The sequence below is a fragment of the Kineococcus sp. R86509 genome (assembly GCF_042466365.1).
Taxonomy (GTDB): domain Bacteria; phylum Actinomycetota; class Actinomycetes; order Actinomycetales; family Kineococcaceae; genus Kineococcus.
Genome location: NZ_JAXHCE010000001.1, coordinates 178,597 through 196,452 on the forward strand (window position 1 = coordinate 178,597; position 17,856 = coordinate 196,452).

Annotated in this window: 15 protein-coding genes; 6 read left to right on the forward strand and 9 right to left on the reverse strand. The window is 73.6% G+C overall.

Going from position 1 to position 17,856, the window contains the following annotated elements; genetic code table 11:
- Window positions 1–52 precede the first annotated feature (52 nt).
- Window positions 53–1,234 (reverse strand): PucR family transcriptional regulator, encoded by a 1,182-nt coding sequence (locus tag SJY07_RS00875; RefSeq protein ID WP_380156352.1) that lies wholly within the window; start codon window positions 1,232–1,234, stop codon window positions 53–55.
- 228 nt (window positions 1,235–1,462) lie between these two features.
- Here SJY07_RS00875 and SJY07_RS00880 point away from each other — a divergent pair, with 228 nt between their 5' ends.
- The 4 genes from SJY07_RS00880 to SJY07_RS00895 all read left to right on the forward strand — a co-directional run bounded on the left by SJY07_RS00880 (window position 1,463) and on the right by SJY07_RS00895 (window position 5,414).
- Window positions 1,463–2,749, forward strand: coding sequence for a D-alanyl-D-alanine carboxypeptidase family protein (locus tag SJY07_RS00880; protein WP_380156354.1), 1,287 nt, complete (start codon window positions 1,463–1,465; stop codon window positions 2,747–2,749).
- Window positions 2,749–3,549: a glycerophosphodiester phosphodiesterase family protein gene (locus SJY07_RS00885; RefSeq protein ID WP_380156356.1), complete on the forward strand. Its 801-nt coding sequence runs from the start codon at window positions 2,749–2,751 to the stop codon at window positions 3,547–3,549. The genes SJY07_RS00880 and SJY07_RS00885 overlap by 1 nt, the downstream gene beginning before the upstream one ends.
- Window positions 3,546–4,910: an MFS transporter gene (locus SJY07_RS00890; protein WP_380156358.1), complete on the forward strand. Its 1,365-nt coding sequence runs from the start codon at window positions 3,546–3,548 to the stop codon at window positions 4,908–4,910. The genes SJY07_RS00885 and SJY07_RS00890 overlap by 4 nt, the downstream gene beginning before the upstream one ends.
- A gap of 156 nt (window positions 4,911–5,066) precedes the next feature.
- Window positions 5,067–5,414 carry an RNA polymerase-binding protein RbpA gene (locus SJY07_RS00895; RefSeq protein ID WP_328296125.1) on the forward strand — a complete coding sequence of 116 codons (348 nt, stop codon included), beginning with the start codon at window positions 5,067–5,069 and terminating at the stop codon, window positions 5,412–5,414.
- 75 nt (window positions 5,415–5,489) lie between these two features.
- Here the strand turns inward: SJY07_RS00895 and SJY07_RS00900 are convergent, their stop codons facing one another.
- The 4 genes from SJY07_RS00900 to SJY07_RS00915 all read right to left on the reverse strand — a co-directional run bounded on the left by SJY07_RS00900 (window position 5,490) and on the right by SJY07_RS00915 (window position 10,624).
- Window positions 5,490–6,017, reverse strand: coding sequence for an FxsA family protein (locus tag SJY07_RS00900; protein ID WP_380156361.1), 528 nt, complete (start codon window positions 6,015–6,017; stop codon window positions 5,490–5,492).
- Window positions 6,014–7,669, reverse strand: a complete 1,656-nt coding sequence (lnt, locus tag SJY07_RS00905; protein WP_380156363.1) for an apolipoprotein N-acyltransferase — start codon at window positions 7,667–7,669, stop codon at window positions 6,014–6,016. The genes SJY07_RS00900 and lnt overlap by 4 nt, the downstream gene beginning before the upstream one ends.
- A 429-nt stretch (window positions 7,670–8,098) precedes the next feature.
- Window positions 8,099–9,640, reverse strand: coding sequence for an amidohydrolase (locus tag SJY07_RS00910; protein WP_380162076.1), 1,542 nt, complete (start codon window positions 9,638–9,640; stop codon window positions 8,099–8,101).
- Window positions 9,641–9,766: 126 nt separating this feature from the next.
- Window positions 9,767–10,624, reverse strand: coding sequence for a hypothetical protein (locus tag SJY07_RS00915; protein WP_380156365.1), 858 nt, complete (start codon window positions 10,622–10,624; stop codon window positions 9,767–9,769).
- A gap of 150 nt (window positions 10,625–10,774) precedes the next feature.
- On the opposite strand from SJY07_RS00915, the gene SJY07_RS00920 reads away from it, so the two are divergent.
- The gene (locus SJY07_RS00920) at window positions 10,775–11,713 is read left to right on the forward strand and encodes a 5'-3' exonuclease H3TH domain-containing protein (RefSeq protein WP_380156367.1); all 939 of its coding nucleotides are present in this window, start codon (window positions 10,775–10,777) and stop codon (window positions 11,711–11,713) included.
- On the opposite strand, the gene SJY07_RS00925 is transcribed toward SJY07_RS00920, so the two are convergent.
- Together SJY07_RS00925 and SJY07_RS00930 are read right to left on the reverse strand one after the other, a co-directional pair.
- Complete coding sequence (locus SJY07_RS00925) at window positions 11,698–12,513, reverse strand: dienelactone hydrolase family protein (protein WP_328296119.1); 816 nt, start codon at window positions 12,511–12,513, stop codon at window positions 11,698–11,700. The genes SJY07_RS00920 and SJY07_RS00925 overlap by 16 nt on opposite strands.
- The gene (locus SJY07_RS00930; protein ID WP_380156370.1) at window positions 12,506–13,321 is read right to left on the reverse strand and encodes an aldo/keto reductase; all 816 of its coding nucleotides are present in this window, start codon (window positions 13,319–13,321) and stop codon (window positions 12,506–12,508) included. The genes SJY07_RS00925 and SJY07_RS00930 overlap by 8 nt, the downstream gene beginning before the upstream one ends.
- Window positions 13,322–13,372: 51 nt before the next feature.
- Between SJY07_RS00930 and SJY07_RS00935 the strand changes: the two genes are divergently transcribed.
- Window positions 13,373–14,128 (forward strand): class I SAM-dependent methyltransferase, encoded by a 756-nt coding sequence (locus tag SJY07_RS00935; protein ID WP_380156372.1) that lies wholly within the window; start codon window positions 13,373–13,375, stop codon window positions 14,126–14,128.
- A gap of 15 nt (window positions 14,129–14,143) precedes the next feature.
- Here SJY07_RS00935 and SJY07_RS00940 read toward each other — a convergent pair whose 3' ends face one another.
- Together SJY07_RS00940 and SJY07_RS00945 are read right to left on the reverse strand one after the other, a co-directional pair.
- Window positions 14,144–16,939 (reverse strand): DEAD/DEAH box helicase, encoded by a 2,796-nt coding sequence (locus SJY07_RS00940; RefSeq protein WP_380156374.1) that lies wholly within the window; start codon window positions 16,937–16,939, stop codon window positions 14,144–14,146.
- Between the two features lie 14 nt (window positions 16,940–16,953).
- The gene (locus SJY07_RS00945; RefSeq protein WP_380156376.1) at window positions 16,954–17,853 is read right to left on the reverse strand and encodes a diacylglycerol/lipid kinase family protein; all 900 of its coding nucleotides are present in this window, start codon (window positions 17,851–17,853) and stop codon (window positions 16,954–16,956) included.
- Between the last annotated feature and the right edge of the window lie 3 nt (window positions 17,854–17,856).

The window sequence follows — 17,856 nt, forward strand, 5'->3', positions numbered from 1 at the left end:
TCGAGAATTGGACGATTTGGCGGCTCTTCCTTGCCGACATCCGGCAAGGTCGTCAGGCGCGTTCCCCCGGCCAGCCCAGTGCCCGGGCGGCGAGCACCGCCGCCTGCAGCCCGAAGCGGTGCTCGGCGCGGGTCGCATCGATCCCGGTGAGGTCGCGCACCCGGGCCAGGCGGTAGGTGACGGCCCGCACCGACAGGTGCACCCGCCGCGCGGTCTCGGTCGCGTTGCCGCCGGAGTCCAGGTACGCCTCCAGGGTCGCCAGGACGGGTTCCACTCCCCCACGCACCTGGCGCAGCGGGGCCAGCGTCGACTCGACGAGGTCCCGGGCGACGCCCGGGTCGCGCAGCAGGACCTCGTGGACGAGGAGGTCGGCCGCGTCGGCCACCGGGTCCCCCGCCCCGAGGCGGCGGCCGAGCTCCAGGGCGCGGCGGGCCTGCTCGAAGGAGCCGACGACACCCGCGGCCCCCGCGGCCGGACGCCCGACGCCGGCGCGCCAGGCGGTGCGGTCGGGGGGACCGAGGACGTCGCGCAACCGCAGGACGACCTCGTCGACCGCGGCCCGGTCGGGGGCGGCGAAGACGACGACGAGGGCGCCGTCCTTGGTCGCCACGAGCGGGTCGGCGTCGGCGACGCTGCCCTGCAGGCGGCGTTCGACGACAGCCAGCTGGGGGCTGCCGTCGCGGAAGGGGGTCTGCGCGCGGACGACGGCGACGGCGTGCGGGCCGGTCAGCTCGAGGCCGAAGCGCGGGGCGCGGCGCAGCAGGCCGCTGACGTCGGCAGTGCCGGCCAGCAGGTCGTCGACGAATTCCCGGCGGTCGGACTCCTCCCGGCGCACGAGCTGGCGACGGGCGAGCTGGTAGCCCTCGGTGAGCGAGGCGACGGCGTCGTCGGTGGCCCGCAGGACGACCTCTCCGGCGGTCACGACCCCGTCCGGGTCCGCGTGCGCGGCGGCGACGGGCGGGAGGTGCCGCCACAGCCGCCACGCGGCGGAGAGGTAGAGGTCGAGCAGGGCGCGCAACGCCACGCCCGAGGTCGCGGCCCCTTCCCCGACGCTGCGGTAGCGGGCGGTGCGCGCGGTGGAGAGCCGTCGTCCTTCGACGACGGCACCCCAGACGGCGTCGAGGAAGTCGCCGAGCAGGGCGGGGTCGATGCCGCCCGCGTCGTCGGCCGCGGCACGGGCCACGGCGTCCAGGACGTGGCCGTCGGGGTGAGTCTCGGGGTGGGGCGCTGGCACCGCCGGATGATGGCACCACGGCGTCTGGAACGATGCGGAACGTGACGAATCATCATCCCTCCGGGTTGTGATGCTGGTCACGTTCGTTGTCCACAGCTACGTGTGGGTCCTCGTGGTGCCGAGGTTGCGGACGGTAGTGTCCGGCCCGACGGTCCGCACCGGACCTCCACACGACTCCGACGCAGCCACACCGGGCCAGCGCCCCCGACCACACTGGACGTGCACGACGTGCTCTCACCGCAGGCCCGCCCCGCCCGCCGCTCGCAGCGACTGCGCGCGACCCTGCTCCTGGCCGGAGCGGTGGTCGGCAGCAGCTGCCTGAGCCTGGGCGTCGTCGCGCCCGCGACGGCGGTCACCGTCACGCCCGCCACCATCACCCCCATCTCCGTCGGGACCGACACGCCCTCCCCGCAGCAGCTCGCCGAGGCGCAGCGCCAGGCCGCGGCGTCCGCGGCGCAGGCCGCGCAGGTGCAGTCCCAGCTCGACGCGGCGCAGTCGCAGTTGGACGCCCTCGCGAAGCAGGCCAGCACGGCCCTGGAGAACTTCCAGCAGGCCGACGAGGCACGGCGGGCCGCCGTGGACCAGGAGGCGGCCCAGCAGGAGCGTCTGCGCCAGGCCGAGATCACCCTGGCCGAGGGGAAGAAGGACCTGGGGCAGTGGGCGGCGTCGTCCTACCGCGGTGGTGCGGGTGGGTTGCGGGAGTACTCGGGTCTGGTCGACGTCCTACGGGGCGGAGCGACCGACGACACCGCCAGCGCCCTCGCCTCGGTGAAGCGCATCGGCGACGGCCGCAGCAACGCCGTCGAGGCCTACGAACAGGCCCAGCGCGACCAGATCGACGCCACCCAGAAGGCCGCCGCCGCCCGCCTGGAGGCGCAGACCCAGGCCGACATCGCCACCTCGGCCAAGCAGCAGGCCGACGGCCTGCTCGCCCAGCAGCGCACGCAGGTCGCCGCCCTCGCCGTCCTGCAGAGCACCGCCGCCGGCACGGCGAACTCCGACGCCGAACGCGCGGCCAACCTGGCCACCGCGAAGGCCCAGGCCGACGCGGCCCTCGCCGCCGCCTCCTCCGGTGGCTACGGCGCGGTCGGCGACTGCAACACCGACATCAGCCTCGCCGGGTACGCGAACGGGCTCATCCCCCGCAGTGCCCTGTGCCCGTTGGCGAGTGCACCGAACCACGTCCTGCGCTCCGACGCGGCGAACGCGTTCGCGGCGCTGAACACCGCCTACGCCGAGGCCTTCGGCACCAACATCCCGGTCACCGACTCCTACCGGACGCTGGCCGAGCAGATCGACGTCAAGCAGCGCAAACCCGGACTCGCCGCGACGCCGGGCACGAGCCGTCACGGGCTGGGCATCGCCGTCGACCTCGGCGGTGGGATCCAGAACGCCGGCTCGCCGCAGCACCTGTGGATGGACCGCAACGCTGCCCTCTACGGCTGGATCAACCCCGCGTGGGCGCAGAACCGCGGCGGGCAGTTCGAACCGTGGCACTGGGAGTTCACCGACTGATGGTTCCCCGGCCGCCGGCCCGGCACGCGTTCTGCGCGTGGGAGGGACCGATCGCGATGGCCCACCGCGGCTTCTCCGCCACCCCTGAGCTCGCCGGGCTGGAGAACTCGCTGCCGGCCTTCGCGGCGGCGGTGGAGCTGGGGTACCGCTACCTGGAGACCGACGTGCGGGCCACGGCCGACGGTGAGCTGCTCGCCTTCCACGACGAGCGCCTGGACCGGGTCACCGACCTGCGGGGTGAACTGGCGAGGACGCCCTGGGCGCAGGTCCGCCGCGCCCGCATCGCCGGGCGGGAACCGGTCCCCCGGCTGGAGGACGTCCTGGGCTCGTTCCCGCAGGCCCGGTTCAACCTCGACGTGAAGACGACCTCGGCGATCCCGGGACTGGACGCGGTGCTGCGTCGGACGAGGGCGCACGGTCGGGTCCTGGTGACGGCGTTCGCGGAGGACCGTCGCCGGGCCGCGCTGACCGCCGTCGGCGGGGCCGAGGCGACGTCGGCGTCCTCGCGCTCCACCGCCCTGGCCCTGGTGGGGACCGGTCTGCGCACCCCGCCGCTGGTGCGGCGGGCCCTGGCCGGGGTCGACGCCGTGCAGGTCCCGGTGCACCAGAACGGGGTCGAGGTGGTGTCCCGGCGCTTCGTCGACGCCGTGCACGGTGCGGGCGCGCAGGTGCACGTCTGGACCGTCGACGACGCCGTGCAGATCGGTGCTCTCCTCGACCTCGGGGTCGACGGGATCATCACCGACCGCGCCGACGTCCTGCGCGAGGTCCTGCTCGCCCGCGGTGAGTGGTCCTCGTGAGCACGACGCTCGACCCGGCCCTGGGGCGGGCGCGTCGTTCCTGGTACGTCTACGACTGGGCCAACTCCGCGTTCGTCACCACGACCCAGACGGTCCTGTTCGCGCCCTACCTCACGGTGCTGGCCCGCCGGGCGGCGTGCCCGGAGGCGCCGGACGGCTGCACCCGCACCCTGTCCGTGCTGGGGTTGCCGATCGCCCCGGGTTCGCTGGCGCTCTACACGATCACCCTGGCGACGATCCTCGCGGCGTTGGTGCTGCCCTTCGTGGGGGCGCTGGCCGACCGCAGCCGTCACCGGCACCGCCTGCTGGCCGGTTTCGCCTGGGTCGGCGCGGCGGCCGGGACGGCGATGGTCGCGATGGGTGGGGACCGGTGGTGGCTGGGGGTCCTGCTGGCCCTCGTCGCGGTCGTCAGCCTGGTCTGCTCCCTGGTGGTCAACGACGCGCTGCTCTGCGACGTCGCGGCCCCGGAGGACCGCGACGAGGTCTCCTCGCGCGGGTGGGCCGCGGGCTACCTCGGGGGTTTCCTGCTGCTGGCGATCAACCTGCTGCTGGTGTCCACGCCGTCGACCTTCGGTCTCGACGACGAGTGGGCGGTGCGGGTCTCGCTGGCCTCGGCCGGGCTGTGGTGGGGACTGTTCACGTTCGTGCCGTTCTTCGGTCTGCGGCGGTTGCCGGCCCGCCCGGTGCTCGACCTCGCGCCCGGTGCGCAGGGGTCCCTGACGGCGCCGGTGCGCCAGCTGATCGCCACCCTGCGCGGGTTGCCGGCCCACCCCCAGGTGCTGCGGTTCCTGGTGGCGTACCTGATCTTCAACGACGGCATCCAGACCGTCATCGCGGCGGCGAGCGTCTACGGCCAGGAGGAGCTCGGCTTCAGCCAGGCGCAGTTGCTGACCACGATCCTGCTGGTGCAGGGCGTCGCGTTCCTCGGGGCGCTGCTCTTCGGCCGCCTCGCCGGTCGGTTCGGGGCGAAGCGGACCGTCATGGGTGGGCTGGGCCTGTGGACGGTGGTCGTGGTGATCGCCTTCGGGGTCCCACGGGGTGCGTTCCCGACGTGGCTGGGTCTGGCCGTGCTCATCGGAGTGGTGCTCGGGGGGACGCAGGCCCTGTCGCGCTCGCTCTACAGCCGGCTGGTGCCGGTGGGGGCGGAGGCGGAGTACTTCAGCCTCTACCAGGCCGGCGAGCGGGGGACGAGCTGGCTGGGCACACTGGTCTTCGGGCTGGTCGCGCAACTGACCGGTTCCTACCGCCCGGCGCTGATGGCGTTGCTGGTCTTCTTCGTGGTGGGGGCGTTGCTCCTGTCGAGGGTAGATGTGGACGCCGGGGTTCAGCAGGCACGCCGAGGTACCGATCCAGTACGCTGAGTAACCAATCAACCTCGCTGCGCACATGACCTCCACACTCCGAGTGCGGAAGTCGCGGAACAGCGGGGGTCGTCACGGCGTTCAACCATCAAGTCCCCTTCACTCTCCCCGGACCGCGGGAGTAGCCGTGACGAGGGGGACGATGGGGAGGTCACTATGAGCGAGCGCAACCTGCGAGGGTCCCGCCTCGGAGCCGCGAGCCTCGAGAGCGAGTCCGGTGTCGAACCGGCCGAGCGCCAGATGGTCACGTACAACTGCCCCGAGGGGCACACGGTCGTGGTGCCGATGTCGCTGGAGGCCGATGTGCCTCCGTTGTGGGAGTGCCGCTGCGGGGCAGAAGCCCTGCGTGCGGACACCGACGCACCGGAGCGCAAGGCCGGCAAGCCGGCGCGTACGCACTGGGACATGCTCCTGGAGCGTCGCACCATCGCCGAACTGGAAGTCCTGCTCGACGAGAGGCTCGCGCTGCTCCGCAGCCGCGAACTGATCAAGCGCAGCGCCTGAGCCAGCGCGCACCACGAAGGCCGGTCCACCACCTGGTGGGCCGGCCTTCGTGGTGTCCGGAGCTGCCGGTCGGGGTCAGCGACCGAGTTCGCGCAGGTCCTCGACGACCTCACCGTCGACGATGTCGTCGTCCCGGACGACGTCACCCACGACGACCGCGCCCCCGGCCTCGCGCACGGCGCGTTCCACCCGGGTCCGCACCAGGCGGACGAAGAGGGCGCGCAGCAGCCGGCGCGTCGGCGGCAGGATGCACAGCAGGCCCACGACGTCGCTGATCAGGCCGGGCAGGATGAGCAGCACGCCACCGGCCCCCGCGAGGACGGCGTTGCCGACGACGCCGGGCTGCTGGCCGGGGACGGGCGCCCCGAAGGGCACCGACGCCGTCTGGCGGAACGCCGCCACCGCCCTGCGCCCGGCCCGGCGCAGCACGAGAGCCCCGCCGAACGTCTCGGCGACGATCAGCACGAACACCCAGCCACCGCCGACGAGGTGCCCGAGCTGGACGAGCAGCCAGACCTCCAGCGCCAGCAGCACCACCAGGCCCACCGGGATCCACGACGTCCAGCGGCGCCGGCGCACCGGGGGGACGAAGGAGGCGCTCACGCCGACACCGGATCACCCGTGGGCGCGTCGGGGACCCGCCGCCGGGTGCCCCGGCCACGGCGACCGGGCCGGGTGCCGCGGCGGGCGGTCAGCAGCAGGAGCAGCGCGAGGCCGCTCAGCACGTACTCGGGTCCGGCCCCGACCTTCGTCGCGATCGTCTCGGTGGAACGCAGCACAACATCTCCCTGGAGGACGTCCTGGGTGAACAACGTGCTCTCGTCGTGGGCCGTTCCGTCGGGGCTGATGATCGAGCTGACCCCCACCGTGGAGATCTGCACGACGGCCCGCCCGCTCTCCACGGCCCGCAGCCGCGACATCGCGAGCTGCTGGACAGCCTCACCGGAGTAGCCGAACGTCGCGTTGTTGGTCTGGACGACGAGGAACTGCGCGCCGGCCCGCACGGAGTCGCGGACGGTGTCGTCGAAAGCGACCTCGAAGCAGATGACGTCACCGACCCGGACGTCGTCCATCCGCAGCAGCCCGACGTGGTCACCGTGGACGAAGTCCCGGGTGACGAGGTCGACCTTGTCGCTGAACATCCGGAAGAAGGAGCGGTAGGGCATGTACTCCGCGAACGGGGCCGGTCGCTGCTTCACGTAGTGCCGGGTGTCGTCCTCGAGCGCGCCGTCCAGGCCGTCCTGGGGGGTCACCACGATCCCCGTGTTGGACACGAAGCGGCCCGGACCGTCCAGGACGGCACCGACGAGGACGGGGACGCCGATCGCCCTCGTCGCCGACTCGATGACGGCCGCCGCATCGGCGTTCTCGTAGGGGTCGATGTCGCTGGAGTTCTCCGGCCACAGGACCAGGTCGGGCCGCTGCGCGGTTCCCGCCTGCACCGCGGCCGCCAGGGCCTGGGTGGCGGCGGCGTGGTTGTCCAGCACCGCACGCCGTTCGGCGTTGAACTCCAGCCCGGCCTCGGGGACGTCGCCCTGCACCGCAGCGATGCGCTTCGTGCCCTCCTCCGCGCCCGTGGGGCGTGGGACGAGCGCTCCCGCCCAGGTGACGAGGACGGCGAGGAGGAGGGACACGACCGCGGGCCGCAGCCGGGGTGTGCCCCGCACAGCCCCCAGCGGAGCGGGCAGCCGTCGCAGCGCGAGCACGGCGAGGGCGAGGAACGCGCCCGCCAGGGCCACGCCGAAGGTGACGGCGGGCGAACCGCCCAGCGCGGCGAGCCCCAGGGTCGGCGCGTCGGCCTGGGAGAACGCGATGCGTCCCCACGGGAACCCCTCGAAGGGGAACCGCGCCCGCGCGGCCTCCAGGGCCACCCACCCGGTCGCGACGGCCAGCGGGGCCAGACCCCAGCGCGCGCGCTGCAGCCGGGGCAGGAAGGCCCCCAGGACCGCGTAGAAGAGCGCGCAGACGACGGCGAGAGCCGACCAGGGCAGCAGACCGACGTAGGTCCCGCTCCAGGCCAGCAGGGGGAACATGAACGCGAGGCCGAAGAGGAGGCCGGCCAGGAACCCGCGCCGCGCGCGCACCCCGTGGGTGGCCAGGCTCAGCAGGGCGATGCCCAGGACGGCGGTGGGCCACCATCCCGACGTCGAGAGGGACCCGGGGAACGCCGCCCACGTGGCGACACCACCCGCGAGGGCCAGCAGCAGCGCCACCGGCAGCTTCGCAGGAGCAGGATCGGCCGGTCGCACACGCATCCCGCGAGGGTAAGCGAGAGAGGTGGGAACGGGGCCACCGCGGGTCGCGTCAGGTCGCGTCGAGTCGGGGCCGAACAACAGGTCGAGTCCGCGCGCCCTTCGTGCCGTCGCGCGCCCCGTCGGCCACGAGGTGCGTGCCGTTGTCTAGGGGTGCACGGACTCGACCCCGCCCACTCCGGTCGGTCAGCGCTCCACACGTCGTCGCAGGTGGTGCGGCTGAAACGGCGGTGGCGCGGCGCACCGATCGGTACTCCTCGTCGTGGACTGCACCTCAGAAGCTACTCAGCCGCCGCCTGCTGTCAACCTGCCCGTGACCTGCGACGACGTGCATCGCGGCAGGTCACACCCGACCCACGAGCAGCCACCAGCAGCCCTCGCCCGGCGTGTCGCCCGGCGTGTCGGACAACGGGTCGGACGACGGCAGGTGTCCTAGGACCGGTCGTGCACGACGACCCCGTCGACGACGGTCCGGCGACACACCGGCTCCGGCGCACCGGGCCCCAGGTCGGGCAGTCCCGGAGTCCCCGAACGGGCGTCCGTGCTCCACCCCGACAACCGACGGTCGGGAGCCTGCACCACGAGGTCCTGCACGTCCCAGACCGCGTAGGTCGCCGGTGCGCCCGGACGCAGGACGCCCGGGTGGCCCAGCCCCGCCAGCCGGTGACCGCCCCGCGTGTGGGCCAGGAACGCCGCCCGCACCGACACCGCCCGCGCCTCGTCGTGCCCGAACCCCGCCGCCCGCACCGCAGCCCACGGTGCGAACGGGGTCACGGGCGTGTCCGACCCGAACGCCAACGGCACCCCGGCCGCCGCGAACGCCGCGAACGGGTGGCTCGCCCGCACCCGCTCCACCCCGAGGCGGGTCTCGTACAACCCGCCCGGGCCGCCCCACCGCGCGTCGAAGGCGGGCTGGACGCTGAGCGAGGTCCCGAACCGCGCCAACGCCGCCACCACCTCCGGCCCCGCCATCACCGCGTGCTCGACGCGGTGACCCGCCGAGGCCAGCGCCGGAATCCCCAGGTCACCCGCCACTGCCTCCAGCGCCTCCACGACCACCGCCAGCGCCGCGTCCCCGATGGCGTGGAACGCGGCCTGGACCCCCGCCCGGGTGCAGGCGTGCAGGTGGTCCCGCACGGCGCTCGCGTCCAGGTGCAGCGAGCCGCGGTGCCCGGGGGCGTCGGCGTAGTCGGCGCGCAACGCGGCCGTGCGGGAACCGATGGCCCCGTCGATCGTGAGATCGCCCCCCACCCCGGCGAGGCGCGCGCTCGTCCCCGCCAGGACCGCGGCGACCTCTTCGGGCGAAGCGACCCGGTGCGCGAGGTAGCCCACGACGTCCGGCAGGGCCTCGGCGTCCGAGAGCGCCTGCAGCGCCTCCAGGTCACCGGGCGGGGCGAGCCAGGGCCCGGACATCTCGTGGACCGTGCCGATCCCCGCGGCCGCCGCGGCCTGCAGGGCGGCCCGGCGGGCGGACTGCGCCGCCTGCGGGCTCAGCGCGTCCCAACGCGCCTCCAGCGCCGCGTGGTGGGCCTCCCGGCGCACCCAGCCGTCCTCGTCCCAGCCCTCTAGGCCGCGCAACGCCGCCGCCTGGGCCAACGACGTCGACACCAGAGCGCTGTGACCATCCACCCGAGACAGCAGGACCGGTACCCCACCGGCGGCCCGGTCGAGCTCGGTGCGCGTCGGGACCCGCCCGTCCTCGAAGCGGGACTCGTCCCACCCGAAACCGGCCAGCAACTCCCCCGGCCGCGCCCGGGCCGCCACCGCGTCCAGCAGGTCCCCCGCGCTGCGGACCCCCGCGAGGTCCAGCCCGGTCTCGCGCAGACCCGTCTCGGTGAGGTGCACGTGCGCGTCCACGAACGCCGGCGTGATCAACCGGCCGTCCAGCTCGACGACCTCGTCACCCTCCCGCGTCCACGCCGACGCGGCCTCCTCCGGCCCCACCCACGCGACCGAGGAGCCCTCCACGAGCATCGCCGTCGCGAACGGGTCGGCGGGTGAGTACACCTCCCCACCGCGGTAGAGCCGTCGGGTCGCACCAGCGCTGGGTTCCACGCGAGGCAGCGTAGGAGCCGCCCCGCGCGGGACCCACCGCAGGGTTCAGGCGCCCGCAGCCGCCGGCTCGCCCGCCAGGGCGCCCATGTTCGGGGCCTCCGTGACGCTGGCCGGGTCCGGAGCGGCCACGTCGACCGAGCTGCCCCAGTCGTAGTAGTCCATCGAGACGTTCAGCGTCGACCCCTCGACGGTGATCTGCTCGGTCATGCGCACCGGACGGTTCTGGTCGTCGACGTAGAGCGTGAACGGGATCGAACCCAGCTGCGCCGCAGCCTTCTTCGCCTCGTCGGTCTGCTGCTCGGCCGGAGCCAGCTCCAGGGCCTTCGTCGCGTCGATCGTCCCCGCGTACCCCTTCGCCTGCACCCCGCGCACGGAGATCGGAGCGACCTCCTTGACGCCGTCGGCGACACCCTGCAACTGCTCCAGCGACTTCGCCGGGTCCATCGAGGAGGTGTCCAGACCCGTCGCACCCAGCTGGTCCAGCGGCATCTTCATCCACTGCCCCTCGGCCGTCAGCGGTGCACCCGAGAGGTACGCCACACCGTCGACCATCCGGAAGGTCAGCTTCGACCCCCCGGCCTCGGCGGGCAGCGACATCGTCATCTCGAAGGCGTTCTTGGCGATGTCGAACGCGCCGTCACCCGAGAAGTTCAGCGCCTGCCCGGAGGCGGTGCCGTCCATCGTGAAGGAGAACTTGCCGCTCCCGGCCTCCTTCGACTGCACCGAGGAGGCCTTGACGACCTGCATCGCGGTCAGTTCGGTCGCGGGCGAGGACGTGGCGGTCGTCGGCTTGCTCGCGGAGTCGTCACCGCCACCACACGCCCCCAGACCGAGAGCGAGCACGGCCGCGCCGCTCACGGCCAACGTGCTGATCCGACGACGGCGACGGGTGCTGGTGTTCATGGAAGGTCCCCCCTGGTCGGGCTGTGACTTCGGTGTGGATTCGATTCCCACCCTCACAGCTTGACCCGTCCGGCGCTCGTCGGCGTCACCCATCCGGACCGAACCTCCACGACATCCGACGGACCCCACCCACCCCCTACGGTGAGGCTCATGACGTCGTCGACCGGGGCCCCCGCGCAGAAGCTGATGCTGATCGACTCCGCCTCGCTGTACTTCCGCGCGTTCCACGGCGTCCCCGAGTCGATCACCGCCCCCGACGGGACCCCCGTCAACGCCGTCCGCGGGTTCCTCGACTCCATCGCCCACCTGCTCACCACCCACCGCCCCACCCGGCTCGTCGCCTGCTGGGACGACGACTGGCGCCCCGCCTTCCGCGTCGAGGCCCTGCCCTCCTACAAGGCCCACCGCGTGGCCCCCGACGGTGGCGAGGAAGCCCCCGACCTGCTGCTCCCCCAGGTCGACGTCATCGTCGACGTCCTCGCCGCCCTCGGCCTCACCCGCGTCGGCGCCCCCGGCTACGAAGCCGACGACGTCATGGCCACCCTCACCGTCCGCTCGAAGGACCCCGTCGACGTCGTCACCGGCGACCGCGACCTCTTCCAGCTCGTCGACGACGACCTCGGCGTCCGCGTCGTCTACTGCGGCAAGGGCGTCCGCAAGGCCGACCTCGTCGACCAACCCTGGCTGCACACCAAGTACCGCGTCAGCACGGGCCAGGCCTACGCCGACATGGCCGTCCTGCGCGGCGACCCCTCCGACGGTCTCCCCGGAGTCCCCGGCATCGGCGAGAAGACCGCCGCCGCCCTGGTCGACCGCTACGGCGACCTCGCCGCCCTCCTCGCCGCCGCCGACGACCCCACCACCGGGCTCTCCCCCGGCCAGCGCCGCAAGCTCCTCGACGCCCGCGACTACCTCACCGCCGCGTCCGTCGTCGTCAACACCGCCCGCGACGTCCCCCTCCCCGACCTCGACGACACCCTCCCCCGCGAACCCGTCGACCTCGACGCCCTCGGCGCGCTCGTCCACCGCTGGGGCATCCAGTCCAGCGTCGAGCGCGTCCTCACCGCCCTCGTTCAGTCCCGCGACTGAACCAGGCGCTCCCGCAGGAAACCCACGACCTGCCCCCGCGCCTCGAACGCCGGATGACCCGGGCGCTCGCGGACCTCGTGGGTGAGGACGGAGTGGGCGCCCTTCGAGAACCCGCCGGGGTTGCCCGGCCCGGAGTCGAGTTCGATGACCCGGAACGCCTCCCCGAGGCGGGCCGAGATCGTCGCGAAGCGCGCCGCGGGGACGGCAGCGTCGCGGGTGAAGCGCAGACCCAGTGCGCACACCGAACCCGTCGCGGCGCGTTCGGCGATCCGGTCCAGCTCCGCCGGGCTCGTCGCCGGGTCGGCCCGGTGCCTCCTCGACACGGGAAAGGGCAGGGCCGGTTGGCTCAGGACGGCGGCGCCCACGGAGTCGTCGACGGCCGCGGCCAACGCGAAACCCCCCGTGAAGCACATCCCGATGACCCCCACGCCCCGGCCCGGCGTGCGGCCGGCGAGGTCGGAGGCCAGGGCGCGGAGGAAGTCGGTGAAGGGCCGGTGCGCCCCGAGCGCGAAGGCGCGGAACTCGCTCGCGACGCACAACCTCGCCACCGTCGCCGCGACGTAACCGGTGCTCGCCACCCGCCCGGGCGTCCCGAACGGCGAGGGCACGACGACGGTGAACCCCTCCGCCACCAGGTGGTCGGCCAAGCCGGCGACCTCGGGCGTGAACCCGGGGATCTCCGGGACGAGCACGACCCCGGGACCCTGGCCCCGTTCGTAGCAGTCGTAGGTCTGGCCCCCACCGGTGAACGGACTCCGGGCCCAGTCCTGCACCCTCCCGACCGGGGCGGTGTCAGTCACGGTGCAGCGCGTCCAGGACCGTGAGGTCGGCGGCGGAGATCTCGAAGTCGAGGTCGGCGTTCTCCGCGATGCGCGAGGGGGTCGTGCTCTTCGGCAGCGGCAGGACGTCCTTCTGCAGCAGGTACTTCAGGCAGACCTGGGCGACCGTGCGGCCGTAGTTCGCCGCGACCGCCGCGATCGCCTCGTCGTCGACGAGACCACCGGTGGCCAGCGGGGAGTACCCCTCGACGAGGATCCCCCGCTCCTTGCACCACGCCGTCGTCTCGTCCTGGGTGTTGCCGATGAACCAGCGGATCTGGTTCACGTGCGGCAGCACGCTCGTCGCGGCGGTCAGCGACTCCAGGTCGGCCACGGAGAAGTTCGAGACGCCGATGGAACGGGCTCGCCCGGAGGCGTGGATCTCCTCCAGCGCCGTCCAGACCGCGATGTTGCCCTCGCGGCAGTCCTTGCCCATCTCGCTCCAGGGCCACGGCGCGTGGACGAGGTAGAGGTCGACGTGGTCGAGCTGCAGGTCGGCCAGGGAGGCCTCGAAGCTGGCGAGGGCCTCGTCGTGGTCCTTGATCTCGGCGGGCAGCTTCGTGGTGACGAAAACCTCCTCGCGGGCCAGGCCGCTGTCGCGCACGGCGCGGGCGACGCTGGCCTCGTTGCCGTAGGCGCGGGCGGAGTCGACGTGGCGGTAGCCCGTCGTCAGCGCCGTCGCGGTGGCGTCGTAGGCGGCGTCCCCGTCGGGGATCTGCCAGGTGCCGAACCCGACCTGGGGGATCTCGACGCCGTTGGAGAGGGTGAAGGTGTCCGTCAGTGTGCTCACGCGCTCAGGCAACCACACGCTCCCCGCAGGTGCGCGGGCGTACCGTCCAGCATGGCCTTCGACGTCGCCGCGGACTACGACCGGTTCATGGGCCGCTTCGCCGTCCCCCTCGCCCGGCGGACGCTGGCCGCCCTGGGACCCCGGCCCGGGCAGCGTGCCCTGGACGTCGGGTGCGGTTCCGGCGCCCTCACCGCGGAACTCGTCGGCGTGCTCGGTGCGCCGGCCGTCGCCGCCGTCGACCCCGCCCCGGAACCCGTCGCCGCGGTCGCGCGACGTCTCCCCGGCGTGGACGCGCGGGTCGCCGCGGCGGAGTTCCTCCCCCACGACGACGAGACCTTCGACCTCAGCGTCGCCCAACTCGTCGTGCACTTCATGGCCGACCCGGTGGGTGGGCTGCGGGAGATGCGCCGGGTGACCCGTCCCGGCGGACGCGTCGCGGCCAGCGTCTGGGACTTCGGCGGGCAACGCAGCCCGCTGACCACGTTCTGGACGGCGGTGCGCAGCCTCGACCCCGCGGCCCGGGGCGAATCCGGCCGGGCCGGGAGGGGGCAGGGCGAACTCGCCGACCTCTTCCGGGGTGCCGGTCTGCCGCCCGATCTCGACGACGAGCTCACGGTCGAGGTCGGCTACGACTCCTTCGACGCGTGGTGGGAGTCCTACACCCTCGGCGTCGGGCCGGCCGGGGACCACGTGGCCCGGCTGGGGCCCAGCGCCCGGGAGTCCCTGCGCCGGCGGTGCGCGGAACTCCTCCCCCGCGGGGCGTTCACCGTGGAGGCCACCGCCTGGTTCGTCACCGCACCCCGGTGAGGGCCCCGGGACGGCTCAGGTCAGGGAGGTGTGGGCGACGACCCCGCGGCGCACCGCGTCGACGGCGTCCCGCGCCGCCTTGCGCACCCCGGGCTCGGTGGAGGCGATGCCGATCTGGTCCAGCAGGTCGACGAGCTGCTTGCACCGGCGGACGAAGTCGCCCGCGGCCAGGTCCGCCTCGCGGAGGACCTCGTCGAGGCGGTGCCCGCTGGCCCAGCGGTGCACGGCCCAGGCGAGCCCGGCGTCGGGCTCGCGGGTCGCGGGCACCTTGTGGTGGTCCTCGCGGTCGGTGAGGTCGCTCCACAAGCGGTGGGTCGTGGCGATGGCCGCCTCGACCTTGCGCGGGATGCGGTCGGGGCGTCCGCCCTCGTCGCGGCGCGACTCGTGGACCAGCGTCGAGACCGCGGCCGCGAGGTCGGGGGCGCTCAGCCCCGTCCACGCGCCGTGGCGCAGGCACTGGGCGACGAGCAGGTCGGTCTCGGCGTTGATGCGGCGCAGCGTGCGCCCCTCGTCCGTGACGGACAACCCGTCCGCCCCGAGGTAGTCCAGTTCCGCCAGCAGGTCGCAGACCCGGTCGAAGGTTCGGGCGATCGTGCCCGTGCGGCCCTCGATCTTGCGCTGCAGACCCTGGGTGTCGTGGCGCAGCTTCTCCTCGCGCACCGCCCACCGGGCGTGCTCCTCGCGTTCGGCGCAGCCGTGGCAGGGATGGGCCTTCAACCGGTCGCGCAAGGTCGCCAGTTCCCGGTCCTCACCCGCCGTCGACGTCCGGCGGTGGCGCGGGACGTCGCCGCCCCCGACCTCGGCCAGGGCGTTGCGCAACGACGACGCCAGGTCGCGGCGTTCCTGCGGGGACCGCCAGTTGAAGTTCTTCGGGATCCGCACCCGCGTCACGGGTTCCACGGCACCGGAGAACTCAGCGGAGTCGATGGTCCGGACCTGGCGGTCCTGGCTGAGGATGCGCGGGGACGGCCCGTCGAACCCCTTCCCGGGCAGCAGGTCCAGGACGACGCCGAACGTCGCGCGCCGCCCGCCGGGGAGCTTCACCACGTCACCGCGGGACAGGCCCTCGATGGACTCGCGGGCCTCGCTGCGCCGCGCCGCGACCCCGGAGCGGGAGAGTTCCTTCTCGCGCTCGCTGATGGCCTGGCGGAGCGCGAAGTACTCACCGAAGTCGCCGAGGTGGCAGGTCATCGCCTCGGTGTAACCGCGCAGCGCCTCCTGCTGAGACCGGATCTTCTGCGCCTGCCCGACGACGGCCCGGTCAGCCTGGAACTGCGCGAAGGAGGTCTCCAGGATCTCGCGGGCCCGTTCGCGGCCGACCTGCTGCACGAGGTTCACGGCCATGTTGTAGGTCGGCCGGAAGCTGGAACGCAGCGGGAACGTGCGCCGCGAGGCGAGACCGGCGACGGCCTCGGGGTCGGTCTGGTTCGACCACAGGACGACGGCGTGGCCCTCGACGTCGATCCCGCGCCGCCCCGCGCGACCGGTCAGCTGGGTGTACTCCCCCGGCGTGATGTCGACGTGGGTCTGCCCGTTCCACTTCACCAGGCGTTCCAGGACGACGGAACGGGCCGGCATGTTCACGCCGAGCGCGAGGGTCTCGGTCGCGAAGACGGCCTTGACGTAGCCGGCCGCGAAGAGGTGCTCGACGGTCTCCTTGAACACCGGCAGCAGCCCGGCGTGGTGGGCGGCGAGTCCGCGTTCCAGCCCGTCCAGCCACTCCCAGTACCCGAGGACGGCGAGGTCGGAACTGGGGATCTCCGAGCAGCGCTCCTCGGCGATCGCGCGGATCGCCCGGCCCTCCTCGGGCGTGGTGAGCCGCAACCCCCACGCGACGCATTGCTGGACGGCCGCGTCGCAGCCCGCGCGGCTGAAGATGAACGTGATCGCCGGCAGCAACCCGGCCTGGTCGAGGGTGTCCAGGATCTGCGCCCGCGAGGCGGGACGGCCGACCCCGGACGGGCGGTGACCGCCCGGGCCGGGCCGCTGCTGACTGCGGCGCCGACCGCGACCACCCGGTCCGGCGAGCCGGTCGGAACGGACCTGCTGGCGCGACATGGCGACGAGCTCGGGATTGACGATGGCGCCCGGCACCAGCGATCCCTCGTCACCCTCCAGGGCCTCGCCGTCGGGGTCGGTGAAGAGGTCGTAGAGGCGGGTCCCGACGGCGAGGTGCTGCCAGAGCGGGACCGGCCGGTGCTCGGACACGACGATCTCGGTGTCCCCGCGCACGGTGTCCAGCCAGGCGCCGAACTCCTCGGCGTTGCTGACCGTCGCCGACAGCGAGACGACCAGCACCTCCGAGGGCAGGTGGATGATCACCTCTTCCCAGACGGCGCCGCGGGAACGGTCGGCGAGGTAGTGGACCTCGTCCATCACGACGTAGCCGAGGCCGTCGAGCAGCGGGCTGTCCGCGTAGAGCATGTTGCGCAGGACCTCCGTCGTCATGACGACGACGGGTGCCTCACCGTTGACGGAGTTGTCACCCGTGAGCAGGCCGACGGCGGCGGAGCCGTGGCGCTCGACGAGCTCGGTGTACTTCTGGTTGGACAGGGCCTTGATGGGCGTCGTGTAGAACGCCTTGCGACCGGTCTGCAGCGCCAGGTGCGCCGCGAACTCCCCGACGACGGTCTTGCCCGCGCCGGTGGGAGCGGCGACGAGGACGCCGCGACCTGCTTCCAGGGCCTGGCACGCCTGCAGCTGGAAGCCGTCGAGCTCGAAGCCCACCGTGCTCGCGAACTGCGCCAGCTCGGTCCTGGAATCTTCGGTGCGACGGCGCGCTGCCGCGTAGCGTTCCGCGGGGCTCGCCATGGGCTGACAGTACGTCAGCCGAGCACCCGCAGCGCGCCCGGCACCACGGTGCAGGTGACGGGGAGGTGCCCGAACGGTTCGCCGTCGGCGTGGGGGTGCGGCTGCGCTGCGCCGGGGAGGACCTCGAGGGTGACGCTGCGGACCCGGTGGACGTGGACGGCGGGCAGCTTCAGGTGCGCACCCCGGCGAGCCCGGGGGAAGAGCTGCAACGCGGCGATCGGCGGCAGGCGGTCGACGACGACGACGTCGAGGAGCCCGTCCGTCGGGTCGGCGTCGGGGGCCATGAGGATGCCGCCGCCGTAGCTGCGGGTGTTGGCGACGGCGACGAGCAGGCACTCCTGCTCCACGGTGGTTCCGTCGAGGGTAATCCGCATCGGCAGCCCCCGGACGACGGCGAGCTCCCGCACCGCGGCCAGGGTGTAGCGCGCGGGCCCGCGCGGCCAGCGCCAGGAGTTGGCACGTTCGTTGATGAGGGCGTCGACCCCGGAGGCGAGGATGCTGCCGAACCAGTGCGACCCCACCCGCACGGCGTCGACCGTCCGCCACCGCCCTTCGTGCAGGGCCGTGGAGACGAGCTCCGCCGAACGCACCGGATCACCCAGTAGGAGGTCGAGCCCGCGGGCGAGGTCGTTGCCGGTGCCGGCGGGGACGATGCCCAGGGCGGTCGACGTGCCGGCGACGGCCTCGAGGCCGGCGTGCACCAGGCCGTCGCCCCCGACCACGACAAGGGCCTCGAACTCGCCCGCCCGCTCGCGCGCGGCGCGAGCGGAGGAGGCGAAGTCGAGGCCCGAGAGGTTGGTCACCGGGTGACCGAGGTGCTGCAGGGTCGAGAGGACGTGGGCACCTGCGACACGGCCGACCCCGCGACCCGCCGTCGGGTTCACGAGGAGGCCGACCCGCCCCCGAGAGGTCATCGG